Genomic DNA, 24,242 nt, shown 5'->3' on the forward strand with positions numbered 1-24,242 from the left:
TTTTTATTTCGTATATCGATAGACAATTGATTCATATGGTCTTAAGTTCAGTTTTGTAATATCCTTGCTGAAATCTTTATAATTCGACAGTAGTATTTCTTGTTTCATTCCACCTAATGGAACATGAGCTGGTACAGCATACGTTATTTCTTCTCCGTAGAAGTTATTGATAACAAGTAGTACTTCATTCTCTACAGTACGTGTATATGCCCAAATCTTAGGATGATTTCCATCTAAAATAGCATATTCCCCTTCTGTAATTACATCATACGTTTTTCTAAGTTCTATTAACTTTTTATAATGATAAAATACAGACTCTTTATCTTCTAATGCCTTCTCTACGTTTATTTCTGTAAAGTTTTCAGCCACTGAAATCCAAGGTGTACTTGTTGTAAAACCACTGTTCACCTTTTCATTCCACTGCATCGGAGTACGAGAGTTGTCACGAGATTTTTGTTTTAAAATCCCTATAATCTCTTCTTTTGATAATCCTTCTTCTCGCTTTATATCGTATATATTTAACGATTCCACATCGCGATATTGCTCAATGGACTCGAATTTAGGATTCGTCATACCGATTTCTTCGCCTTGATAAATGTAAGGAGTTCCTTGCAACATATGCATAGCAGTCGCTAACATTTTCGCAGATTCATTTCGGTACTTTCTATCATCACCAAAGCGTGACACTATGCGAGGTTGGTCATGATTACACCAGAATAACGCATTCCATCCTCGACCCTTTTGCATTTCAATTTGCCAATTAGACATAATCTCTTTTAATTTAATGAAATCAAAATTAGCTTGCGTCCACTTATCTCCATTCGGATAATCTACTTTTAAATGATGGAAACTAAACGTCATACTTAATTCATTACGCTCAGGGTTTGAATATTTGATACAATTATCAATTGTCGTAGATGACATTTCTCCAACTGTAATTACATCTTTCCCTTCAAAAACATTTCGGTTCATCTCTTGTAAATATTCATGAACGCGCGGGCCATCTGTATAATATTTACGCCCATCACTTGTCGCCGTACTTCCGTCATCATTTAAGAACTGTTGATCTTTTGAAATTAAATTAATAACATCTAATCGGAATCCAGTTACCCCTTTATCAAGCCAAAAACGCATCATATCATATACTTCTTCACGAAGTTTTTCATTTTCCCAATTTAAATCAGCTTGTGTTTCATCAAATAAATGTAAATAATATTGCTCTGTCTTCTCATCATATTTCCAAGCAGACCCGCCAAACTTAGATTGCCAATTATTTTTTTCATCACGCCAAATATAGTAATTACGATATGGACTATTTTTATCTTCCTTCGCTTCTTTAAACCACTTATGCTCCGTCGAACTATGATTGACAACGATATCAAGCATAATTTCAATATTACGTGCCTTTGCTTCTTCTAAAAGCTCTTCAAACTCTTCCATCGTTCCGTAAGATGGATCAATGCTGTAGTAATCACTTACATCGTATCCATTATCATTTTGTGGTGATTGGTATATCGGTGTTAACCAAATATAATCTACTCCGAGTTCTTTTAAGTAATCTAGTTTCTCTGTAACCCCTTTTATATCACCGGTTTCTTTATTGTAATAGCTATTAAAGCTCTTCGGATAAATTTGATAAACTACACTTTTATGCCAATCCTTCATGTTTAACTTCCTCCTACTTCTGTTTTACTCGTTTTGCAAATAACCATGTTAACGTAAATGGGATTACAACTGCGATAATCATTCCTACAATAAATATTGGAATCGATTTCGGAATGATAGAAATAAATGCTGGTAATCCACCAATTCCGATAGCAGGTGCTAATACACCATTTAACGTAATGAATATCGCTGCCACAGCCGATCCTATAATCGCTGCATAGAACGGGAATTTATTTCGTAAGTTTACACCAAACATAGCTGGCTCTGTAATACCGAAATATGCTGAAATTGCTGATGTCGATGCCATACTTTTATCATTTTGATTTTTAGAAATCCAGAACATCGCAAGTGCCGCACTACCTTGCGCAACGTTAGAAAGAGCAATCATTGGCCAAATGAATGTACCACCGTGCTGTGCAATTAATTGTAAGTCAATTGCAATAAACATATGATGCATACCTGTAATTACGAGCGGTGCATATAATGCTCCAAACAATACCGCTCCAACTACTGGTACTGTTTCATATATACCTACTAATCCAACTGTTAATAAATCTCCAATATGACGTGTAACCGGACCAATAATCCCTAATGCTAACACACCTGTTACGACAATCGTTGTAATTGGTACAACTAATAATTGAATTGCATTTGGCACATGTTTCTTTAAGAAAATTTCCACTTTACTTAATACAAATGCTGCTACTAAAACCGGTAAGATTTGACCTTGATACCCTACCTTTTCAATTTGAAATAATCCTAAAATATCGAAGTACTCAATCTTTTGTCCCTCTAAACCAGTCGCGGCTTTTCCATAATCCCACGCGTTTAATAAGGCCGGATGAACAAGCATTAATCCCATAACGATCCCTAATATCGGACTACCACCAAAACGCTTCGTTGCTGACCAACCGACAAGTGCTGGTAAGAATACGAATGCTGTATTCGCCATCATATTAATTAAATCCCAAAGCCCACCTAAGTTTGGATACACATCTAATAAATTTTTACCTTCAAAAAATAAGTCCTTTGCCCCTAATAGATTATTAATCCCCATTAGTAAACCAGCTGTTACGATCGCTGGTAATATCGGCATAAATACATCTGAAAATACTTTTACAAACTTTTGAGCTGGATTTAACTTTTGGTTTCCAGAGTCTTTCACGTCAGCTACTGTCGCTTCCTTCATACCTGCAAGCGTTATCAATTCAGCGTATACACGATCTACGTCCCCAGGGCCAATTACAACTTGAAATATCCCAGCGTTATGAAACGCTCCTTTCACTAATGAAACAGACTGTAATTTATCATTATCTATTTTACTTTCATCTTTTAAAGCGATACGGAGCCTCGTTACACAGTGCGCAGCTTGTTCAATATTGTCTTTCCCACCAATATACTGCAACACTTCCTCTGCTGTTTTACGATAGTCTTTCCCCATATTCCCGTCCCTCTTTTCTTTATTTGATACCGTTTACAATTACATATTAACTCGTATATATAAGTTAGTCAACACTCGTATATACGAGTTTGTGATTTTTTTATAAAAAAAGAGATGAAACGTTATTTCGTTCCATCTCCTTATTTTCTCCGCGCCACATCCGAAAAATGAAAAATATCTAAGCGGTGGCGTGATTCTGTATATTCGAACTGACTTCCATCATAGAAATGCGTAAAGTTTTTCACAACAACAACATAGTCTGTTCCATTTAAATCTAAATACTTTCTATCGTCCTCTGTACATGGCTGCACTTCAATTACCCTTTGTGAGTAACTAATATGAAGCCCTAGTTCTTTCTCAATGTATTTATAAATGGACTCCGCTGCAATTTCACTCGTTAATCCAGGAATATATTCCGATACAAAATGATTGATATCCAAAATTACTTTTTCTCCATCAATATTTCGTACGCGCTTAATATGATCTATTTCTGTTTTCTCTTTCACATTTAATAGCTTTGCAACCTCTTTTGTCGCTTTTACTTTCTCTATTTCCACGACTTTTGTAATACAATGGCGTCCTAAACGTTCATTTTCTTCTTGGAAACTTACAATACCACCAAAGTTGAATTCAATGTTTTTTCGCTTTAAAACAAAAACACCTTTTCCATGTATTTTTTGAACATATCCACGCTCTTGCAATAAATCTACTGCTTTTCTGACCGTACCTCGACTTGCTTCATATTGCTTCATTAATTCTGTTTCTGATGGGATTTTGCACCCCTCTTTTAATTGTTTATTATCAATAGACTTACTGATTTCTGTATAAATTTGTTCATACTTACTCATCATCTACAATAGCCCCTTGTCACCTTCTAATTCTATATGTATTATACCATGCTACACTCTTCTGCCAATCTCTCACTTATTTTCCAGTATAGGAAAAATACAGGTAAATATTTAATCTCTAAAACGTATTTTTATAAAAATTTTTATATTTTTCTTTTCATTCAAAAAAACATGTAGTATACTAACTTCAAAATCAGAGGAGAAAGGGAGCAAAGAACTATGCTTACTTATACAACTGTAGTTACATTTGCACAAAAACATCATCATCATACGTAACCCTTGAAACCTAGCGGAAAAATTACGCGTAGGTACAAGGGTTATTCCCGTTGTACCTACGTGAGGCAAAGAGCCATGTAGGTATTTTTTATCTACATGGCTCTTTTTTTATTGCCAAAAAGCTAGTAAAAAATGATGTTTAAGCAAAACTTACTACAAAGGAGTTAACAAAAATGGAAACGAAAAAATGGGGATTATGGATTTTAACAGCTTTTGTGATCGGAAATATGGTTGGCGGTGGCGTATTTATGCTCCCATCAAATTTAGCACAAGTATCAGGTCCAATGGGTTCTACACTCGCATGGAGTATTACAGGTCTTGGCGTATTTATGATTGCACTCGTATTTGGAAATTTAGCAATTCGGAAACCAGAATTAAAAGCAGGACCACAAAGTTACGCTCAAGCGATGTTTCCTTCAAAAAAAGCAGGGAAAGTTGCAGGATATAGTATGGCATGGGGATATTGGGCTGCGAACTGGGCTGCAACGGCATCTGTTATTATTTCCTTTGCTGGATATTTATCAACATTCTTTCCAGTTTTACAAAGTAAGCAAATTCTCTTTTCACTCAACGGATTTTCACTAGAACTCGGAAAAGGACTAACTTTCCTCGTATGTAGCCTTATGCTATGGGGAATTCAATATATTCTTTCTCAAAATATTGATCGAGCTGGAAATATGAATCTTCTTGCTACCATTGCAAAAATTATCGGATTTACAATGTTTATTGTAATCACATTATTCATTTTCAATGCCTCTAATTTTGGAGACGGTCAAACATTTATGAATGAGGCAGGACAATCAATTTCGTTAGGTGGACAAATCAATTCAGCTGCTATCGCAACACTTTGGGCATTTATCGGTATTGAATCTGCTGTAATGCTTTCTAACCGTGCTAAATCTCAGCGCGATGTAAAAAAAGCTACCATTTTTGGATTAATTATCGCTCTTCTTATTTACATGTCAATTACTTTACTTACAATGGGAGCTCTTCCACAAGATGCTTTAAAAGAGTCTCAAAAACCATTAGTAGACGCATTAAATTTAGCAATTGGCAATAAAGGTGCCTATATCATGGCTTTACTTGCACTTGTATCTTTATTTGGATCTACCGTTGGCTGGATCGTTGTTAGTTCAGAAGTACCTTACCAGGCAGCCAAGAATGGACTTTTCCCTAAGTTTTTCGCGAAAACAAATAAAAAAGGTAGTCCTTCAAAATCATTATTTATTACAAATGTGATGACGCAAATTTTCTTATTCTCAACGATTTCTGGCACTGTGTCAGAAGCCTATAATTTCGCTATCGTTGTAGCAACATTAGCTTATTTAATCCCATACCTTGTTTCCACGCTGTACCAATTCAAATTGGTTATTACAGGAGAAACGTATGATATAATGCCTGGCTCTCGAATAAAGGATGGAATCATTACTACACTAGCATTTGTCTACTCTATTTGGGTTATCAAAACAGGAACTGCTGATTTAAAAACGTTCTTCTTAGGAATCGGATTGTTTGTATTAGGTCTTATTCTTTATCCAGTATTAATGAAAGACTCAAAAAAAATGAATTAAAAAAAGAGAAGCTACTGGCTTCTCTTTTTTATTAAAAATTTGTAATTAACTTTTCTTTTAACTCTCCTATAGATAAAGGTCTCGCATAATAAAATCCTTGTACGTAATCACAGCCCATAGATTGTAATAAACTTTCTTGCTCTACTGTTTCTACCCCTTCAGCAACTACTGCTAAATTTAAGCTATGGGCAATTTCAATAACAGATTTTACAATCGTTCGCTCTGGCTGTGCGTGATCATAATGAAATTCACGAATAAAGTTACGATCAATTTTCACTATATCCAGTGGCAGTTGCTTTAAATAGTATAAGGAAGAATAACCCGTTCCAAAGTCATCTAAAGCAATTAAAATACCCATATTTCTTAATTCTTGTAATGTAGCAATAATATAATCAAAATGGCGAACAGCGATACTTTCCGTTACTTCCAAAATTAAACGATTCGGTGGAAAGCCAGTTCTCCTTAAAATGCTACGTACAGATAAAATAAAACGCTTTTGCATTAATTGTTGTATGGATAAATTAACAGATAACCTTAGTCCTTCTTCGTAATCTGGCAATGTTTTAAACAAGCGACATGACTTTTCTAATACCCAGTCTCCTAATTTTATAATAAGTCCAGATTCTTCAGCTACTGGAATAAATTCGCCTGGCGAAATAGGCCCTTCTTCTGTCGAACAACGTGCTAAAGCTTCAATACCAGTATATTTCTTCGTTTTCAAATCAATAATAGGCTGCAGTACCACATCTAATTCTTCATCACGAATTGCCTTTTGCAAAGCGAATTCAATTTTCATTCTACGATTTATTTTCGCACGTAACTCATCTGTAAAGAAACACGCGGCATTTCTACCTTGTTCTTTCGCACTGTACATGGCTAAATCCGAATTTTTCAATAGTGTTTCTACATCTTGTCCGTCTTGCGGATATGAGCACAGTCCTAGACTAGCTGAAATGTATACTTCATGACCTTCAAGCATGAATGGTGCCTGAAAGCATGACAACACAGATGTCGCTAACTGCCTCATCTCATCTTGTGTATGATTTTTTGTTAACAGCACAAATTCGTCGCCACCCAGCCTAGCCAGAACATCTTTCTCTCCTAGCACATAATGCAACCGTGAAGCAACTTCGCTTAAAAGTAGATCTCCTATCATATGACCTAGCGTATCGTTTACTAATTTAAAACGATCCAAATCAAAGTAAATCATACCAAATTCTTTTTTGTCTGCAATCATCTCGTTTACAGTCGTTATTAACTGCAATCGGTTCGGTAAACTCGTTAAAGCATCATGATACGCAAGCTCCCTATAACGACTTTCGCTTACCCGCAACCTCCGTTCTGCTTCTTTCCTACTACTAATATCATTTCGGATCGCAATAAATTGATATGGCTCTCCTTTTTCATTTAAAAATGGAACAATTGTTGTTTTAACCCAATAATATGTACCATCTTTTGCTTGATTTCGAATCTCACCTCTCCATACTTTTCCGCTCAAAATGCGCTTCCATAGAATTTGAAAAAATGTTTTCGGGTGATATCCTGAATTTAAAATACGGTGATCTTTCCCTATTAACTCTTCTCGTGTATATTTGGAGATTTCACAAAACTTATCATTTACATATGTAATAAGACCCTTTCGGTCTGTAATCGCAACAATTGAAGACTCATCTAATGCTAACTTTAAATCTCGCAATGAAGAGTCATATAATGCATGACCTCTTTGTTCTAGCATGCGCATCTCTCCTTGCTTCCTATCTGACTAAAACACAACTTGTTTCTCTTCATAGAAATAGAGATATTTCATTTCTTAATAATAGCTATTTGCATTCATCATATTTTGAAATATGCCGATTAAAATAACATAATATTATTTGTAATAAAAAGCAATATAATACCGTTTCAATTATAAATAGTAGTTTCTTATCGCTATATTGATCTTACTTTATTATACCTTATTCATTCTCTTACATTCCTTTATAACTAGCTCTATACAACCACTGTTTCCTATTAATCCCGCTCACATCTAACCCTCTTTACTTTACTAGCGAAATAGAAGTTCGAGCACACTATACAACTATTCACGGATAATAATATAAAAATTAAAATTAGTATATACGTTTCTGAATTACAATAATAAAATATTAACATATTTACACCTTTATTTTGGAAATATTTTATAAATAATTACTTTATTAAACTAAAAAAAGAGGAAAGCCTCTTTTTTAGTTTAATACGGATATGATATTTGCTGATAACCCGGATATGGCGTTGGGTATGGTGCTGGGTATGGTGCCGGATATGTTACTGGGTACGGTGCTGGATAGTAGCCTCCACTTGCTGCACCCGTTAATGCGCCAGCCGTAAGCCCACCTAACACACCTCCAGCAAAACTTCCAGGAAAGAATCCACCGCCCCATGAGCCGCCACCCCAGCCCCATCCGCCTCCGTGATGGTGGTGATGATCATAGTGATTATGCCCTCCATGGTGGTGATGTCCACCGTTATGGTTGTGCCCCCCATGAGGATGATGATTACGATAATACAATCCGTTATTTTCTATATAATTCATATTTTCCCTCTCCTTTTCCATCTTCTCATCTTAATAGGTATTGTATGAATAATACGGATCTTGTTGGTAACCTGTATAATAAGAATAATCCGAGTAATACGGATAACCATATCCGCCATAACCAAACCCAGGGCTGAGTAATGCACCTGCTACAAAACCTGGGAAGAAACCTCCACCAAAAAATGGTGTATGTCCAAAACCACCATGAAAACCTCCGTGACCGAAACCACCAATTGGACGACCATACATTTTATCCATCCTCCTTTTCTCTTTAAAAACGTAACAATACACTGTATGTAGGACAAATGCGGAAAGTATGGGGATATACCTACATTTTGTAAAAAATAGAAAACACTTTATAATAAAAATGTCACAGTACATCTGCTATTTAGGAAGTCTATATTGAAGAAAGATTAGAGGAATTATATAGAAATGAAGAAACCTATCGTCCAATTACTATTAATATTTACAATTGTATCTATCGTTCTTTTCCTATTAAATACATCGTATATTTCGTTATATACATTTGTCGGCGTTCTCTGGTCCATCACAATTGTAGGAATTTCATTTGTTATTTTTATCGAAAATAGGTCTCCTCAAAGTACCTTAGCGTGGTTTTTAGTATTAGCACTTCTTCCCGTTATAGGTGTGCTTTTATACTCTATTTTCGGGCGTAGCCGTTGGAGAAGAAAAAAGCATCTTCATCGTTCAGAAGAACAAAGAAAATTATTCCGTGAAATATTAGAAGGAAGGCGACTAGAGTTATCACTCAAGGTCCCATTAAGTGAACGCTCTGCCCATTTAACAGAAGTCGTACAAAAATTTGGAGGCGGGCCTGCTGCAGATAGAACAACTACAAAGCTTTTAACAAACGGAGATCAAACATTCTCAGAAATTTTGCAAGCTATCGAGCAAGCAAAACATCACATACATATTCAATACTATATTTATAAATCTGATGAGATTGGTACAAAAGTTCGGGATGTGTTAATAAAAAAAGCAAAAGCTGGTGTTATTGTCCGCTTCCTTTATGATGGATTAGGAAGTAATACGCTAAGAAGACGCTTTTTAAAACCTATGAAAGAAGCTGGGATTGAAATTGTTGAATTTGACCCTATTTTTTCAGCTTGGTTACTTGAAACAGTTAATTATCGGAACCACCGTAAAATCGTCATTGTAGATGGAGAAATTGGTTTTACTGGGGGACTCAACGTCGGTGATGAATATCTTGGCCGTTCAAAAAAATTTCCCGTTTGGCGTGATAGTCATTTAAAAATAGAAGGAAAAGCGTTATATAAATTACAAGCAATCTTTCTAGAAGATTGGCTCTATGCCTCTAGCGGGTTGAATACTTATTCTTGGGATCAATTTATGAATAGACAATACTTCCCAGGTAAAGAAATTTCAAGTGCAGAAGGTGCTGTTCAAATTGTAGCAAGTGGACCAAGCTCAGATGATAAAAGTATTCGTAATACCTTACTAGCTGTTATGGCATCTGCCAAAAAATCTATTTGGATCGCTACACCATACTTTATTCCAGATCAAGAAACTTTAACATTATTACGTTTAAGTGCAATATCTGGCATAGATGTACGCATTTTATATCCTGGTAAGAGTGACAGTATTATTAGCGATCAAGCATCTCAATCCTATTTCACTCCACTTTTAAAAGCTGGTGCTTCTATTTACAGTTATAAAGATGGATTTATGCACGCAAAAATTGTACTCGTTGACGATAAAATTGCAACCATTGGAACAGCAAATATGGATGTACGAAGCTTTGAATTGAATTACGAAATTATTAGTGTATTGTATGAATCTGAAACAGTTCATGATATTAAACATGATTTTGAAGAAGACTTTAAGCATTCCACTGAAATTAAATGGAACTCTTTCCAAAAAAGAAGTATAAAAAAACGAATATTGGAGTCTTTTATGCGACTCATTTCTCCTTTACTATAAGCAATCAATGTACTATTGATTGCTTTTTCTTTTATATTTGTCCTCTCTCCTTTTCTTTGCATACCATATTAAAACAAGTTATCATAAGGTATATTACTTTATGAAAATAATGTTAGGTGGGAAATACATGTTAGAACAATTTCATATACATGCTGATTTAAAACAGCAGCTTTCTACAATTCACGAAAAGAATAAGCAAGAAGCTGGTGAAAATGCACATTTAATTGGAAAGAAAATATATAAAGCATCTGATAACAGCATTATTGAAGATGCCATTACAGCACTTCTTCTTGGCAAAAATATTCTATTAAAAGGACCGACTGGTAGTGGTAAAACGGTACTAGCGGAAACTCTTTCTTCTTTATTCCAAAAGCCAATGCATAGCATTAACTGTTCTGTTGACCTAGATGTAGAAGGTATTTTAGGATACAACACACTACAAACGAAAGAAGGCGCATCTGAAGTTACATTCGTTAACGGTCCTCTTATGAAAGCTATGAAGAACGGCCATTTCCTATATATTGATGAAATCAATATGGCAAAACCTGAAACGTTACCACTTCTTCACGGCGCATTAGATTACCGTAAAATGATTACAAACCCGTTTACACAAGAAGTTGTATACGGTGATGATGAATATCGTGTAATCGCTGCAATTAATGAAGGCTACGTTGGTACAAGTGAACTAAACGAAGCGTTAAAAAACCGTTTTGTTATTATTGAAGTTCCGTACATTCAAGGTGATACATTAAAAGAACTATTATTAGCTGAATCAAAATTAAAAGATACTGCGACAATTGAAAAGTTCGTTGCATTTGCAAGCGACCTTATGCCTTTAGCTCGTGATGGACGTGTAAGTGAAGAGGCAGCAAGTATTCGTGGTATTATCGACGCATGTGATTTAGGCGTATATATTCCTGTTATGCGCGCAATTGAACGTAGCATTATCGCAAAATTAAACGATGAAACAGAACAAATGACTGTCCGTGAATTAGCAGAAAGTTATTTCTTTGAGGGATAATTCATGAGACAAATTTTTAGTGACAAAAAAATTGATGCGTCGCTGTTTCTACAAATGGAAAACTTAATGTATGCTCTTCTAAAAGAAGACGATGCCTACCTTGAGTATGGCTTTAAAGCATACTACGACGAAATTGAAAAAAAGGTTGTCATTAGTCACTTTTGGGATGATCGAAAAGAAGAGGATACAGTAATCGGATTAAAAAGCGAAGTGTTTTTAAAAGCACTTGGTAATAAACATTACTCGGACATGACTTTAATTCGTTCTTATGCGATTGAATTACAAGAATCACCCTTAAAAAAGTTTTTAACACAATTATTTGTTCTATTAGAAGATTTACGTGTTGAGGAAATCGTAAAAAACTTACGCCCTGGCACAAAGCATGTTTTTAAAAGAAGAAAAGAAATGTATCGCAATTACTTCGGCTCACAAAATGAAATCAATCGCGTTCGTAACTATCACGGTGACCGTCTATTTTGTCTCTGCTATCTTTCATTAACGAGCGATAAATATGAAATGTTTAATAATGAATATTTCGAGCAAATTGAAGCAATTTTGCATGAAACATTCCAAGCTCGTAATACGGAAGATATTATGTATATCGTTGAAAAAATTCGCTATCGTTTAGAAGGACTTCTTGAAAGTGATATGCTTAATAATTATTTCGGACATGCTCCGCTTTATTTATCTGTCATTGCAGACGAAAAGAATTGTCGCGTCGAAGATTTAGCAAATGATGATACGCAACTCATAGATGACGATGAAAATAAAAACAAAATGGATGAAAGTTTCTCCACATGGCATCGTGAAAATAAAAATAACGAAAACGAGAACTTTTTACGCTTTGAATTAGAAAGCGGAACAAAAACAAACATGATGGGCGATACTGCTCGTGAATCAGAAGATGGCGACCAAGCACTTGGTTCTGTACAAGGTACTTCTCAAAAGAGTACACAATCCAACTTTGATGGCGCTGATACAGAGGAAGCAAGAGCTTCACACGCTTCTAGTCAAAACGACGGTGCATACGGTAAGTATAATGTAGGTGCTTCTCATACATTTAAAGAAGCTCGCAAAGCAAATACCGATGAGAAAAAGGATTACCAAGCTATCAAATCAGTCGTTAATAAAGATGTAAAAGAATTAAAGAAAATTATCGAAAAAACGATTGAAAATAAAACGAATGCAAATAGTGATAAATATTACGGAAGACTTCGTAAGAAATTCCTTCGTATTTATACGGAAAAGCAGCCACGCATGTTTTATAAAAAAGGGCAAGAATCACAAGAGCTCGACGTTGCATTCCAATTGTTAGTGGACTGCTCTGGTTCTATGTATAACAAAATGGAAGAAACGAAAAAGAGTGTGGTCCTATTCCATGAAGCATTGAAATCTTTAAAAATCCCGCACGCTATTAGCGGATTTTGGGAAGATGCATCTAGTGCTAAACCTGAAGATAAGCCGAACGTTATCCATGAAGTTGTGACATATAAAAACTCAACGTTACCAAACGTTGGTCCCGAAATTATGCAGCTTCGCGAAGAAGAAGATAATCGCGACGGATATATTATTCGTATCGTTTCTGAAAAGCTTGCAAAAAGACCAGAAAAGCATAAATTCTTACTTGTCTTTACAGACGGTGAGCCTTCTGCGCTGGACTATCAACAAGACGGTATTTTAGATACGCATGAAGCTGTCAAACTTGCTCGTAAAAGTGGTATGGAAGTAATCGGAATCTTCATCGAAGAAGGCGAAGCGAAAGAAGCAACTTATCAATTAATGAAAAACATTTATAACCATCACTTCTTAGTTGCAAATCACGCTGAAGATTTACGTCTGAAGATTAAACCACTATTGAAAAAGTTATTACTAAAGACGATTGAATAGAAAAACAGGAGCCTTATCGCTCCTGTTTTTTCTTTCATTCACTTTGTTTCTGGTTGAAACTTGTATGGAATGGCAACTTCTAGTAATGACTCAAATCCTCCATCGTAGAATGGGAATCGTTCATTTGCGATTGTTCGATCCACCCACTCTATTGCGGAAATTTCATCCTCATCTTCTGCAATAAGTTCACCTGTTACTACATTTGCTCGGAATGTAAAAAGTAGCGCATGATTCCCTGATTCTTCAAAGAATTTTTCATTGATCGCAACAAGTCCACCTGCCACAGCAGTTAAACCTGTCTCTTCTTTTACTTCTCTTACTAGAGCTTCCTCTAACGTTTCACCCTTTTCAACAGCCCCTCCTGGCAATGACCAAACGTTTTGTTCTATATTATGTACCATTAATATTTTATCTGTTTCTTCATCATGTATTAGTGCATATACGACGTCAACTCTTTGCATGTTGCTTTTCTCCTTCAATTAACTCATCCATTATAAATAAGGAATGTAGCTGTAAGCCATCTTCTAATAGGTTTTCTCTTCCCTCTTTCGTTCGTTCAATCACACCTAAAACATGATGTACTTTCGCACCTAGTTCTCTTAAATCTTTCGTACTTAATAATATTTGACCACCTGTCGTGATAACATCTTCAATAATACAAACATTCTTCCCAGTAATATCAACACCCTCTGCCAACTTACATGTGCCATACTTCTTCGCTTCTTTCCTTACAAATACAGCTGGTAGACCTGTTTGTAAAGATAATGCTGTTGCTACTGGAATTCCGCCCATCTCTAAACCTGCGAGTACTTCTGTCTCAGGAGGAATGAGCTCTTTCAATTGTTTAGCAATTGCTAATAACAGTACTGGATTAGATTCAAATAAGTACTTATCAAAGTATTGATTTGATACTTGTCCTGATCGAAGCTTACATGTTCCCGTTAAACGCGACGTATTGTAAATTCCCTTTGCTAACTCCCATTTCTCTATTCTCTGTCTCCCCTTTACACACAAATTAACTCATTCTATCATATTTGTATTTTTTTGCATATTCCTAAAATACGAATAAAAAAGGTCGATTCATAAGAATCGACCCTTCCTATTAATTCATCACTAACTCAGCTGTGAACTTTTTTTTTAACTTAGCCAACATGTCCGTTGTCATTTTGTCTAAATCGTATTCTGCTTTAAAGCCCCACTCTTTCATTGCTGCTGTTGCATCAATAGAGTTTGGCCAGCTATCAGCGATTGTTTGACGAGCAGGATCTACAGCGTAATCCATTGTAAACGTCGGAATGTGTTTACGAATTGATGCTGCGATTTGCTCTGGCTCAAAGCTCATTGCTGTAATATTGAACGCGTTTCTATGCACAAGTTTACTTGGATCAGCTTCCATTAATGAAATGATCGCTTGTAAAGCATCTGGCATATACATCATATCCATGTATGTTCCTTCTGCAATGTATGAGGTGTATGCGCCTTTTTTAATCGCCTCATAATAAATTTCAACTGCATAGTCAGTTGTTCCGCCTCCTGGAGGAGCTACGTAAGAAATTAAACCTGGGAAACGTACACCGCGCGTATCAACGCCAAACTTTTGATGATAATAATCACATAGTAATTCTCCTGCTACTTTGTTTACCCCATACATCGTAGTAGGACGCTGAATTGTATCTTGTGGCGTATTATCTTTCGGTGTTGATGGACCGAATGCACCGATAGAACTTGGCGTGAAAAACTTACAGTTTAATTCACGGGCTGCTTCTAATGCATTTACAAGTCCACCCATATTTAAATTCCAAGCAAATAACGGATTTTTTTCTGCTGTCGCTGAAAGTAAAGCTGCTAAATGAATAATTGTATCTACTTCATTACGCTTTGCGATATCATGTAGTTTTTGTCCATCTGTTACATCTAACGTTTCAAATGGACCAGACGTTACTACTTCACTATCTGTTTCACGAATATCTGTTGCAATAATATTTGATGCACCGTATACATCACGAAGTTTCATTACTAGTTCAGAACCAATTTGCCCTAAAGAACCGGTTACTAGAATTTTTTTCATTTTCCCCACTCCTCATTTGCAAGCTATTCAAAAGATGCCCTTACTTAAATGATGCCCATTTCTTTCCCTACTTTTTCATACTTACGAATTGCTTCATCTAACATTTCTTTCGTATGAGCTGCTGTAGGCATATTACGAACGCGTCCTGTTCCTTTTGCTACAGTTGGGAACACGATAGATTTTGCGTATACGCCTTCTTCATTTAGACGTTTACTAAATTCTTGTGTTAATACTTCGTCACCAATAATACAAGGTGTAATTGGCGTTTCACTTTCTCCGATGTTAAAGCCAAGTTCTTTTAACCCTTGTTTTAAATAGCGACCATTTTCCCATAAACGATCATGCAACTCTGTGCTTTCCATTAAGATTTCAATTGATCGCATACATGCAGCTGCATCAGCTGGTGTTAATGCTGTAGAGAATAAGAATGGACGTGAACGAACTTTTAACCAGTCAATTAAGTTTTGTTTCCCTGCTACATATCCACCAATTACCCCAATTGCTTTTGATAATGTACCAATTTGGAAATCAACTTTATCAGATAGACCGAAATGCTTTACAGTTCCTGCACCTTTTCCAAGTACACCTGAACCGTGTGCATCGTCTACATATGTCATTAAATCTAATTCTTCTGCAATCTCAACAATTTCTGGTAATTTCGCAACATCTCCATCCATTGAGAAGACACCGTCTGTAATTACCATTAATTTATTGTAAAGACCTGACTCTTTCGCCGCGATTGCTTTTTGGCGTAAATCTTCCATATCCGAATGTTTATAAACAATAATTTTTGCTTTTGATAGACGACTACCATCAATAATAGAAGCATGGTTTAATTCGTCTGAAAGAATCGCATCATTTTTATCCATAACAGCTGAAATCGCTGCCATATTACAGTTAAATCCTGATTGGTAAGCAATTGCTGCTTCTGTATGTTTAAACTTTGCAATTGTCTCTTCTAATTTAATATGCAAATCTAAAGTACCGTTAATTGTACGAACAGCTCCTGCTCCAACGCCGTACTTATGAATTGCACCAATTGCTGCTTCTTGCAAACGGCTATCTGTTGCTAATCCAAGATAGTTGTTTGAAGATAAGTTAATATATTCTTTTCCGCCAATTGTAATGATCGGTCCATTTGAACTCTCAAGCGGATCAATTACGTTATAAAGCCCCTTTGATTTTAAATCCTCTAAATTTTCTTCTAAAAATTTTGCAAGTGTTTTACTAGACATTGTGAAGCCTCCCATCGTTCATGTAAGCGAATTATTGTCTTAATAGTTCTAATAATCCCTCTACTAGCTTAACACGTTTTCAGAATTTATTATAGAAAAATAGTTTAAAGTAACCGCTTACAATTCTAGATTATATATGATTCATTACAAGAAATCTATCATTTACTTTTCATATTTGGTAGAATAAAAAAAATATTTAAGGGGGCTTCAATCATGGCATTTACTGAATCTGATGCATATAATAACGAAGCATTTTTTAAACAATATATGAAACGAAGATACCGAGAAAATAGCCCAAATGAATCACTTGAAAAACCAGCCTTCTTTCAACTCATTGGTGATGTGAAAGGAAAGGAAATCCTTGATTTAGGCTGCGGTGACGCAAAATTTGGCAAGGAATTATTAGAAAAAGACTGCCGCTCTTACACCGGTATTGAAGGCTCCGAACTTATGTATGAAAAAGCTAAAAAACAACTAGAAAATAAAAATGGGATCGTCCATTTTTTAAACCTCAAAGACTACACATACCCTCCTGCTACTTTTGATTTAGTAACATCTAGACTCGCCTTACATTATATTGAACATCTTCCTATCATTTTTCAAAATGTGTACGAAACTTTAAAAACAAATGGAACCTTTACTTTTAGCGTTCAACACCCTGTTATTACCTCTTCATTTGAAAGCTTGCAAACGAGCGGAAAAAGAACGAGTTGGCTCATCGATGATTATTTTAAAATGGGAAAACGCGTTGAACCTTGGATTGATCAAGAAGTTATTAAATATCATCGTACAACGGAAGAATATTTTACATTATTACAACAAGCTGGATTTACGATTACAAATATAAAAGAAGCTACACCAAATCAAACTTATTTTCAGAGCGAAGAAGAATATGAACGACGTTTACGTATTCCCCTCTTCCTACTATTCTCTTGCGAAAAATAAAAAAGACGATGATGATTCATCGTCTTTTTTATTATCTCATTGCCTGAGCAACCTCTTTACGTACACGTCTTCCTTTTCCGTGCGGAATACAAAGTGGCGTCCCAAATAACGGATCCGTACTAATTTGACATTCCATTCGGAATACATCACGTACTAGCTTCTCATCCACTACTTCTTCTGGCTTACCTTGTGCATATATTTGTTTATCTTGAATGGCTACAATATTGTCTGCATAACGGCATGCTAAATTTAAATCGTGTAATACCATAACAATTGTTCTTTGTTCTGTTTCATTCAATTCGAATAATAAATCTAGCACTTCAATTTGGTGAGTCATATCTAAATATGTAGTAGGCTCATCCAGTAAAATAATATCTGTATCTTGTGCAAGCGTCATTGCAATCCAAGCACGTTGACGTTGTCCACCTGAAAGAGCATGCACATCACGCTCAGCAAATTCTGTCATACCTGTTGCCGCAAGGGCTTTTTGTACCATTTCCTCATCTTTTTCTGACCATTGCTTCAGCCATGTTTGATATGGATAGCGTCCTTGTTTTACAAGTTGCAATACTGTAAGCCCTTCTGGTGCTTGTGGTCCTTGCGGTAAAATTGCCATTTGACGAGCGATTTGCTTCGTTTGCATACTTTGAATGGCTTGATTATCTAACAAAATGTCACCAGTTGTTGGTTTTAATAATCTAGCTAGTGAACGTAATAAAGTTGATTTCCCACAACCGTTAGAACCGATAAAGATTGTAATTTCGCCTTTTGGAATTTCTAAATTCAACTCATCAATAATAATTGTTTCACCATAAGACAACGTCAAACGTTTCGTCTCCAATGCTTTTTGCATATTCATCTCCCTTTATGAATTCCGACTTTTATAAAGTAAATAAATAAAATAAGGTGCACCAATTGCTGATGTAAATACTCCTGCTGGAATTTCAAGTGGGGTGAAAACTGTACGCCCAATTAAATCTGCAGCAAGTACTAAAATTGCACCAACGATTGCCGCCACTGGGAGTAATGCACCGTATAAAGAACCAATTAGTCTTCGTGAAATATGAGGTGCCATTAAACCGACAAATCCAATTCCTCCGGCAAAGGCAACTGCTCCACCAATTAAAGCTGTACTAAGTAATAACATGAATACGCGTGACTTCGTTAAAGGAACACCAAGTCCTACCGCAATATCATCCCCTAGCTCTTGCGCATTTAAATGTCTAGCAGCTATAAATGATATTACCGTTAAAATGATAACCCACGGCGCAAGTACCATAACATTTTGCCATGAAGAACCGTACACAGTACCTGTAATCCATACATTCGCTTGACTTGCTTGATAAATTGGTGCTAACAACATAAACAAAGTCGTTGCCGCTTTCGTTAACGCCCAAAACCCAACGCCAATTAAAACAAGACTAATTGGTGATAATCCATCATTTCTCCATGCAAATAAATATACAAAAAGCGCTACAATCGTTGCCCCAACAAAGGCTGCGAGCGGCATATAATGAATGCTTACGGTTAGCGCATTATTTTTATCGCTAAATATAGCTAAAAATAAGACAACTGCAACACTTGCACCACCTGTAATCCCGATAATATCAGGAGAAGCAAGTGGATTTCGAACGAGACCTTGTAAAATACATCCTGCTACAGCAAGTGCAATTCCTACAAGGATGGCAATTAAAATACGCGGCATACGAAACTTATTTACAACCATATTTGACATCGCATCGCCATTTCCAGTGATCGCTTGCCATACATCATAAGGAGCAATTTTCATGTCTCCCATACCTGCACTCGCAAAAAATAATCCTATTAAAACAACTAATAAACTGAATAAGACGAGACAAGCTCGTTTATACATTAAAAACGAGAGCACGCCTTTTCCTATACGAAACGGAATATACTTCTTCATTTGCTAAGCCCTCTCTTACGTGCAATATAAATAAAGAATGGAGCCCCGATAAATGCTGTCATAACCCCTACTGGTACTTCTTGTGGCATAATGACATATCTTGCTGCTATATCAGCCAAGATTAATAATATTGCCCCTAATAATCCGCTATACGGCACTCTCCATCTGTGGTCGACTCCAACAAGAAATCTAGCAAAGTGCGGAGTAACAATTCCTATAAACCCAATGGGACCAGCAACCGCAACTGAACCACCAGACAGCAGTACAATAATAAGTAACACGAATGATTTCATTAAAATTGTTCGTTGTCCAAGTCCTTTCGCAACATCTTCCCCCATCATTAACGTATTTACTTTCCCCGCCATCATAAGAGATGCAATCCAGCCTATTAATAAATACGGGAATACAGATTGTAAAATTTCTAACTTTCTCCCTTGCACAGATCCGGCAAGCCAAAATAATACTTCTTCAAGCGCCTTTTCATTTAAAACAAGTAACCCTTGTGTTAATGATGAAAACAAAGCACTAATTGCTACACCTGCTAATGTTAACTTAAGAGGCGTTGTCCCTTCTTTTCCTAAAGAACTAGAAGCGAATACAAGGATTGCAGCAACTGCTGCCCCTAAGAAAGCAATCCAGGTAAAAGCTGACAATGATGTAACAGAAAAAACCACAATTGCTACAACTATGAAGAAAGCAGCACCTGAATTTAATCCAATAAAATCTGGAGAAGCAAGTGGATTCTTCGTTAAAGTTTGCATAAGACAACCTGCAATGGCTAAACTAGCACCAACACTTGCTGCAATTAATGCCCTTGGTAGACGCACATTTTGAATAATAATATGTTCATTGGAACCATTAAAATGAAAAAAAGCATCCAAAGCTAATTTCCAACTCGTATTTGTATATCCAAAAATAATACTTCCCCAAATACAAGTAATGACTGCAATGATCCCAACAATTAATCCAATCCATTTTGCTCGATTTGTTTTTAATAACATGCAGCGTTTCCCCTTCAATGTATAATGATACGTTGTAAGTGTATTTCAACTTAATTCTCATTGTCAACGGAAATGAGAATTATTTTCATTGACAATTGGACTATGAAGTATTAATATCATGCTTGCTATTGAAAAAACTTCTCAGTATGTAGGGGGTACATAATGAAATTTATGCAAAAGAAATCGTTTACAGTATTTGTATTTTTACTAGCCTTTTCACTACTTTTAAGTGCTTGTGGAAAATCAAATACGAAAGAAGAATCAAAAGAAGATACAAAAAAAGAAATGATTACGGTTGAACATGCAATGGGTAAAACAGAAGTTCCTGCTAATCCAAAACGTGTAGTTATTTTAACAAACGAAGGAACTGAAGCTTTACTTGAACTAGGTGTGAAACCAGTTGGGGCTGTAAAATCTTGGACTGGTGATCCATGGTATCCACATATTAAAGATAAAATGAAAGATGTAAAAGTTGTTGGTGATGAAGGACAAGTGAACGTGGAAACAATCGCTTCTTTAAAACCAGACTTAATTATCGGTAACAAAATGCGTCACGAAAAAGTGTACGAGCAACTAAAAGCAATTGCACCTACTGTGTTCTCTGAAACGCTACGTGGTGAATGGAAAGATAACTTCAAATTTTATGCAAAAGCATTGAATAAAGAAAAAGAAGGTCAAAAGGTTTTAGCTGATTACGAATCACGTATGAAAGATTTAAAAGGCAAACTTGGAGATAAAGTAAACCAAGAAATTTCTATGGTGCGCTTTATGCCTGGTGATGTTCGTATTTATCACGGTGATACATTCTCTGGTGTTATTTTAAAAGAACTTGGATTTAAACGTCCTGGTGATCAAAATAAAGATGACTTTGCAGAGCGTAACGTATCTAAAGAACGTATTTCTGCCATGGATGGTGACGTATTATTCTACTTCACATTCGATAAAGGAAACGAGAAAAAAGGCTCTGAATTAGAAAAAGAATATATCAATGATCCGCTATTTAAAAACTTAAATGCAGTGAAAAATGGTAAAGCATACAAAGTTGACGACGTTATTTGGAATACAGCTGGTGGTGTAATGGCTGCTAACCTACTATTAGATGATATCGAAAAACGCTTTGTTAAATAATATTTCCCTAACCAGCTCCCCTTCTATGGAGCTGGTTATTTTTCAATTCACTTAAATGTCACATTATTTCATTTTGTATTTTTATTCCCAATATGTTATATTATAAAAGTAAATAGAATATATTTTCTCTATATCAGAATAAATATTTTAATCTAAATTTTCTGATTAATCACTATTTTATTTTCTTTTAGAATTCAATTATTACATTTGAAAACGCTTATCATCTCGTTTTCAGGGCAAAATACAGTAACGGTCGAAGTAAAATAGAACTTTTTTAGAAATTTTCTTTCTATTTCCATATAATTCTATTGACTTCTAAATATTTTGTAAATTAAAATGATTACATAAATATCCGTTATACAGGATTAGGGGGAAACAAAAATGGATGCAGCTTTAAAATTAGACAAAGCTGGAGAGCAACAATCACCAAAAAAACATCCACCAGGGTTATACTTGTTGTTCTTTACAGAGGCATGGGAAAGATTTAGTTATTACGGAATGCGTGGCTTATTAGTTCTTTATTTAACAACGAGCTTAGTAAGCGGCGGTTTAGGATTTGATAAAGCAGTTGCAGTACAAATTTACGGTATTTTCACAATGCTTGTATATTTCACACCTATTATTGGTGGCTGGTTAACTGACCATTTCATTACGAAGCGACACGCCATTACTATTGGTGGTATCATCATGGCAATTGGTAACTTTGTACTATTTTCAATGAATACGAAAACTGGACTATTTTTAGGATTAGGATTATTAGTTATCGGTAACGGATTCTTCAAACCAAATATTTCGACTTTACTAGGTCAATTATATAGCGACAACGATTCTCGTCGTGATAGTGCTTTCACTATCTTCTACATGGGAATTAACTTAGGAGCTCTTATCGCTCCATTCATTTGCGGTTACTTCACAGATTACAAATATGGATTCTTAACAGCTTGTATCGGTATGATCATTGGACAGGTTGCTTTTAATTTCTTAGCACCTCGTTACTTAGGAACAATTGGTACAACTGTTGTAGGTAAAAAGTCTAAAGAAAAAACTGCAAAAGTAATTGAAAAAAAACCTTTAACAACACAAGAGAAAAAACGTACAGCTGCAATTTTAATTTTAACTTGTTTCGTTGTATTCTTCTGGGCAGGCTTTGAACAAGCTGGTAGTTCTTTAACACTTTACACAGATAAGTTCGTAGATCGTACAATTGGTGGATTTACAATTCCAACACCTTGGTTCCAATCTGTAAACCCACTATTCATTATCTTGCTAGCATTACCTGTTTCAGCTTTATGGATTAAGCTTTCAAAAACAAAAAATGGTGATTTAAAAATCCCAACAAAAATGGCACTAGGTATGATTTTACTAGGTATTGGATACTTAGTTCTAACTTTAGCTGTTTTAAAAACTGGTAGTGATGAAGGTAACATTACAATGAAGGCAAACTTACTATTCATTGTATTCACTTACATGTTCCACACAATCGGTGAATTATTCTTATCACCAATCGGATTATCTATGGTTAGTGCAATCGCTCCTGTTAAATTAGCTTCTTTATTAATGGGTGTATGGTTAGCTGGTACTGGATGTGCAAACTTCTTAGCAGGACAATTAGCTGCTTTCACTCAATCTTTAGGATATTTAGAAGTATTCGCAAGCATCGGTGTTATCGTAATTGTACTAGGATTAGTACTTCTTATGTTCTCTAAGAAAATTGCACATATGATGGAATAACAAAAAAGACGCTTCTACAAGTAGAAGCGTCTTTTCTATTACTTCTCCTCTAAAGCATTCACGCTCACGTGAACGCTTTCTCCAGGATTAGATACATCATACACTTGAGCAACCCCACTCTGCTCGTCACAGCTCTCAATCCATACAGGTACGCCCTCATATGTAACGTCAATTCTACTTGAAGAAGATAAGATTTGTTTCACACGTTTTACATCCATACTACTATTCCTCCTTTTACTTACTACACTCCTTTCTATCTTTTCTTTTCCCTTTAGAATATATTCCATACAGCAGCATGTTTATTGATAGCCTTTTCTTCCTTACGTGCTAATCTTTACTCTCTTGTTATCTTTCTGACAAATAAAAAAAGACGTATATTCCACACGTCCTTTTCCATAATATTCAAATTTTAAGAAAATAATGTTTTTACAACTTCGCTTACTTTATCATTATGAATTTGATAATACACTTCTAATCCTCGTCTTTCAAAGCGCACTACTTTATTTTGTTTTAATTTCGTTAAATGTTGCGAAACCGTTGATTGTGGAATTTCTAATACTTCCTGTAATTGTGTTACGTTACAAGTTCCACGTTTCATTAGTTCCATTACTAGACGTAGACGCAACGGGTGCGCTAACGCTCTTAACATTTGTACATCTTCTTCTGAAATACGACATTCGAATTGATTTTGGCTCATAAAGTTCCCCTCATTTTCGTTTTTATTTTCTTTTTATTTATTTATATATCTGTTCTTATATTTCCTGTTACGACATAACTTTATCAACTTATAAAGCCGAAATTTTTTTCCATCTTAACCAGCAAAGAACTCAGGAAAAAATCCCTGCTGATTTTGAATATTATACTATATGATATAACGAAAAAGCAAAACAACGGACTGCAAATACTTTGCTTGCAAACGTTGTTTTATCAAGCTTTTTGTTATATTTTCACCTCATTGAAACGTGCG

At 35.5% G+C, this 24,242-nt stretch carries 22 protein-coding genes; 7 read left to right on the plus strand and 15 right to left on the minus strand.

Features of this window, described 5'->3' with window-relative positions:
• Positions 1-3: 3 nt before the first annotated feature.
• The 3 genes from treC to treR all read right to left on the minus strand — a co-directional run bounded on the left by treC (position 4) and on the right by treR (position 3,957).
• Positions 4-1,665, minus strand: a complete 1,662-nt coding sequence (gene treC, locus QCI44_RS25095) for an alpha,alpha-phosphotrehalase (RefSeq protein WP_016089329.1) — start codon at positions 1,663-1,665, stop codon at positions 4-6.
• 13 nt (positions 1,666-1,678) lie between these two features.
• Positions 1,679-3,106, minus strand: a complete 1,428-nt coding sequence (treP, locus tag QCI44_RS25100) for a PTS system trehalose-specific EIIBC component (protein ID WP_098986098.1) — start codon at positions 3,104-3,106, stop codon at positions 1,679-1,681.
• Positions 3,107-3,246: 140 nt separating this feature from the next.
• Positions 3,247-3,957 carry a trehalose operon repressor gene (gene treR / locus QCI44_RS25105; RefSeq protein WP_000987247.1) on the minus strand — a complete coding sequence of 237 codons (711 nt, stop codon included), beginning with the start codon at positions 3,955-3,957 and terminating at the stop codon, positions 3,247-3,249.
• Between the two features lie 446 nt (positions 3,958-4,403).
• Between treR and QCI44_RS25110 the strand changes: the two genes are divergently transcribed.
• Entirely contained in the window at positions 4,404-5,801 is a 1,398-nt protein-coding gene (locus tag QCI44_RS25110) for an amino acid permease (RefSeq protein WP_016089331.1), read from the plus strand.
• Positions 5,802-5,832: 31 nt separating this feature from the next.
• Here QCI44_RS25110 and QCI44_RS25115 read toward each other — a convergent pair whose 3' ends face one another.
• The 3 genes from QCI44_RS25115 to QCI44_RS25125 form a co-directional block, all read right to left on the minus strand.
• Positions 5,833-7,536 carry a putative bifunctional diguanylate cyclase/phosphodiesterase gene (locus QCI44_RS25115; protein WP_098986099.1) on the minus strand — a complete coding sequence of 568 codons (1,704 nt, stop codon included), beginning with the start codon at positions 7,534-7,536 and terminating at the stop codon, positions 5,833-5,835.
• Between the two features lie 495 nt (positions 7,537-8,031).
• Complete coding sequence (locus tag QCI44_RS25120) at positions 8,032-8,373, minus strand: hypothetical protein (RefSeq protein ID WP_016089333.1); 342 nt, start codon at positions 8,371-8,373, stop codon at positions 8,032-8,034.
• A 30-nt stretch (positions 8,374-8,403) separates the two neighbouring features.
• Positions 8,404-8,622, minus strand: a complete 219-nt coding sequence (locus tag QCI44_RS25125; protein WP_016089334.1) for a hypothetical protein — start codon at positions 8,620-8,622, stop codon at positions 8,404-8,406.
• 183 nt (positions 8,623-8,805) lie between these two features.
• Here QCI44_RS25125 and QCI44_RS25130 point away from each other — a divergent pair, with 183 nt between their 5' ends.
• The 3 genes from QCI44_RS25130 to QCI44_RS25140 all read left to right on the plus strand — a co-directional run bounded on the left by QCI44_RS25130 (position 8,806) and on the right by QCI44_RS25140 (position 13,243).
• Positions 8,806-10,335 (plus strand): cardiolipin synthase, encoded by a 1,530-nt coding sequence (locus QCI44_RS25130; RefSeq protein ID WP_016089335.1) that lies wholly within the window; start codon positions 8,806-8,808, stop codon positions 10,333-10,335.
• 127 nt (positions 10,336-10,462) lie between these two features.
• Positions 10,463-11,356, plus strand: a complete 894-nt coding sequence (locus tag QCI44_RS25135; protein WP_016089336.1) for an ATP-binding protein — start codon at positions 10,463-10,465, stop codon at positions 11,354-11,356.
• A 3-nt stretch (positions 11,357-11,359) separates the two neighbouring features.
• Entirely contained in the window at positions 11,360-13,243 is a 1,884-nt protein-coding gene (locus QCI44_RS25140; RefSeq protein ID WP_098800039.1) for a vWA domain-containing protein, read from the plus strand.
• Between the two features lie 38 nt (positions 13,244-13,281).
• Here QCI44_RS25140 and QCI44_RS25145 read toward each other — a convergent pair whose 3' ends face one another.
• The 4 genes from QCI44_RS25145 to QCI44_RS25160 all read right to left on the minus strand — a co-directional run bounded on the left by QCI44_RS25145 (position 13,282) and on the right by QCI44_RS25160 (position 16,546).
• The gene (locus tag QCI44_RS25145) at positions 13,282-13,704 is read right to left on the minus strand and encodes an NUDIX hydrolase (RefSeq protein WP_016089338.1); all 423 of its coding nucleotides are present in this window, start codon (positions 13,702-13,704) and stop codon (positions 13,282-13,284) included.
• Positions 13,691-14,233 (minus strand): orotate phosphoribosyltransferase, encoded by a 543-nt coding sequence (gene pyrE / locus QCI44_RS25150; RefSeq protein ID WP_048894669.1) that lies wholly within the window; start codon positions 14,231-14,233, stop codon positions 13,691-13,693. The genes QCI44_RS25145 and pyrE overlap by 14 nt, the downstream gene beginning before the upstream one ends.
• A 112-nt stretch (positions 14,234-14,345) precedes the next feature.
• The gene (locus QCI44_RS25155; RefSeq protein ID WP_098986100.1) at positions 14,346-15,311 is read right to left on the minus strand and encodes an L-threonine 3-dehydrogenase; all 966 of its coding nucleotides are present in this window, start codon (positions 15,309-15,311) and stop codon (positions 14,346-14,348) included.
• Positions 15,312-15,355: 44 nt separating this feature from the next.
• The gene (locus QCI44_RS25160; RefSeq protein WP_000095906.1) at positions 15,356-16,546 is read right to left on the minus strand and encodes a glycine C-acetyltransferase; all 1,191 of its coding nucleotides are present in this window, start codon (positions 16,544-16,546) and stop codon (positions 15,356-15,358) included.
• Positions 16,547-16,759: 213 nt separating this feature from the next.
• Between QCI44_RS25160 and QCI44_RS25165 the strand changes: the two genes are divergently transcribed.
• A complete protein-coding gene (locus QCI44_RS25165) occupies positions 16,760-17,491 on the plus strand; it encodes a class I SAM-dependent methyltransferase (RefSeq protein WP_098986101.1) in 732 nt (243 codons plus the stop codon).
• Between the two features lie 31 nt (positions 17,492-17,522).
• On the opposite strand, the gene QCI44_RS25170 is transcribed toward QCI44_RS25165, so the two are convergent.
• Genes QCI44_RS25170 through QCI44_RS25180 form a run of 3 tightly spaced genes read right to left on the minus strand, consistent with a single transcriptional unit; the run spans position 17,523 to position 20,416 of the window.
• Entirely contained in the window at positions 17,523-18,344 is an 822-nt protein-coding gene (locus QCI44_RS25170) for an ABC transporter ATP-binding protein (RefSeq protein ID WP_001167960.1), read from the minus strand.
• Positions 18,345-18,356: 12 nt separating this feature from the next.
• On the minus strand, positions 18,357-19,415 hold the full coding sequence (locus QCI44_RS25175) for a FecCD family ABC transporter permease (protein ID WP_098986102.1): 1,059 nt from the start codon (positions 19,413-19,415) through the stop codon (positions 18,357-18,359).
• Positions 19,412-20,416 carry a FecCD family ABC transporter permease gene (locus tag QCI44_RS25180; RefSeq protein WP_016089343.1) on the minus strand — a complete coding sequence of 335 codons (1,005 nt, stop codon included), beginning with the start codon at positions 20,414-20,416 and terminating at the stop codon, positions 19,412-19,414. The genes QCI44_RS25175 and QCI44_RS25180 overlap by 4 nt, the downstream gene beginning before the upstream one ends.
• A gap of 162 nt (positions 20,417-20,578) precedes the next feature.
• Between QCI44_RS25180 and QCI44_RS25185 the strand changes: the two genes are divergently transcribed.
• Complete coding sequence (locus QCI44_RS25185) at positions 20,579-21,544, plus strand: ABC transporter substrate-binding protein (protein WP_016133589.1); 966 nt, start codon at positions 20,579-20,581, stop codon at positions 21,542-21,544.
• A gap of 381 nt (positions 21,545-21,925) precedes the next feature.
• The gene (locus QCI44_RS25190; protein ID WP_000338305.1) at positions 21,926-23,275 is read left to right on the plus strand and encodes a peptide MFS transporter; all 1,350 of its coding nucleotides are present in this window, start codon (positions 21,926-21,928) and stop codon (positions 23,273-23,275) included.
• Between the two features lie 38 nt (positions 23,276-23,313).
• Here the strand turns inward: QCI44_RS25190 and QCI44_RS25195 are convergent, their stop codons facing one another.
• Positions 23,314-23,493 carry an acid-soluble spore protein H gene (locus tag QCI44_RS25195; RefSeq protein WP_016089345.1) on the minus strand — a complete coding sequence of 60 codons (180 nt, stop codon included), beginning with the start codon at positions 23,491-23,493 and terminating at the stop codon, positions 23,314-23,316.
• Between the two features lie 191 nt (positions 23,494-23,684).
• On the minus strand, positions 23,685-23,972 hold the full coding sequence (locus QCI44_RS25200) for an ArsR/SmtB family transcription factor (RefSeq protein ID WP_016089346.1): 288 nt from the start codon (positions 23,970-23,972) through the stop codon (positions 23,685-23,687).
• Between the last annotated feature and the right edge of the window lie 270 nt (positions 23,973-24,242).

The sequence above is a fragment of the Bacillus cereus group sp. RP37 genome (assembly GCF_040459695.1).
Taxonomy (GTDB): Bacteria; Bacillota; Bacilli; order Bacillales; family Bacillaceae_G; genus Bacillus_A.

Excerpts from the sequence above, each read along its gene's own strand:
- QCI44_RS25180 (WP_016089343.1), bottom strand. The coding sequence starts at position 20,416 with ATGTTATTAAAAACAAATCGAGCAAAATGGATTGGATTAATTGTTGGG.
- treR (WP_000987247.1), bottom strand. The coding sequence starts at position 3,957 with ATGATGAGTAAGTATGAACAAATTTATACAGAAATCAGTAAGTCTATT.
- QCI44_RS25120 (WP_016089333.1), bottom strand. The coding sequence starts at position 8,373 with ATGAATTATATAGAAAATAACGGATTGTATTATCGTAATCATCATCCT.
- QCI44_RS25185 (WP_016133589.1), top strand. The coding sequence starts at position 20,579 with ATGAAATTTATGCAAAAGAAATCGTTTACAGTATTTGTATTTTTACTA.
- QCI44_RS25110 (WP_016089331.1), top strand. The coding sequence starts at position 4,404 with ATGGAAACGAAAAAATGGGGATTATGGATTTTAACAGCTTTTGTGATC.
- QCI44_RS25165 (WP_098986101.1), top strand. The coding sequence starts at position 16,760 with ATGGCATTTACTGAATCTGATGCATATAATAACGAAGCATTTTTTAAA.
- QCI44_RS25155 (WP_098986100.1), bottom strand. The coding sequence starts at position 15,311 with ATGAAAAAAATTCTAGTAACCGGTTCTTTAGGGCAAATTGGTTCTGAA.
- QCI44_RS25170 (WP_001167960.1), bottom strand. The coding sequence starts at position 18,344 with ATGCAAAAAGCATTGGAGACGAAACGTTTGACGTTGTCTTATGGTGAA.
- treC (WP_016089329.1), bottom strand. The coding sequence starts at position 1,665 with ATGAAGGATTGGCATAAAAGTGTAGTTTATCAAATTTATCCGAAGAGC.
- QCI44_RS25145 (WP_016089338.1), bottom strand. The coding sequence starts at position 13,704 with ATGCAAAGAGTTGACGTCGTATATGCACTAATACATGATGAAGAAACA.
- QCI44_RS25140 (WP_098800039.1), top strand. The coding sequence starts at position 11,360 with ATGAGACAAATTTTTAGTGACAAAAAAATTGATGCGTCGCTGTTTCTA.
- QCI44_RS25175 (WP_098986102.1), bottom strand. The coding sequence starts at position 19,415 with ATGAAGAAGTATATTCCGTTTCGTATAGGAAAAGGCGTGCTCTCGTTT.
- QCI44_RS25135 (WP_016089336.1), top strand. The coding sequence starts at position 10,463 with ATGTTAGAACAATTTCATATACATGCTGATTTAAAACAGCAGCTTTCT.
- QCI44_RS25195 (WP_016089345.1), bottom strand. The coding sequence starts at position 23,493 with ATGGATGTAAAACGTGTGAAACAAATCTTATCTTCTTCAAGTAGAATT.
- QCI44_RS25125 (WP_016089334.1), bottom strand. The coding sequence starts at position 8,622 with ATGTATGGTCGTCCAATTGGTGGTTTCGGTCACGGAGGTTTTCATGGT.
- QCI44_RS25200 (WP_016089346.1), bottom strand. The coding sequence starts at position 23,972 with ATGAGCCAAAATCAATTCGAATGTCGTATTTCAGAAGAAGATGTACAA.
- QCI44_RS25190 (WP_000338305.1), top strand. The coding sequence starts at position 21,926 with ATGGATGCAGCTTTAAAATTAGACAAAGCTGGAGAGCAACAATCACCA.
- QCI44_RS25130 (WP_016089335.1), top strand. The coding sequence starts at position 8,806 with ATGAAGAAACCTATCGTCCAATTACTATTAATATTTACAATTGTATCT.
- QCI44_RS25115 (WP_098986099.1), bottom strand. The coding sequence starts at position 7,536 with ATGCTAGAACAAAGAGGTCATGCATTATATGACTCTTCATTGCGAGAT.
- QCI44_RS25160 (WP_000095906.1), bottom strand. The coding sequence starts at position 16,546 with ATGTCTAGTAAAACACTTGCAAAATTTTTAGAAGAAAATTTAGAGGAT.
- treP (WP_098986098.1), bottom strand. The coding sequence starts at position 3,106 with ATGGGGAAAGACTATCGTAAAACAGCAGAGGAAGTGTTGCAGTATATT.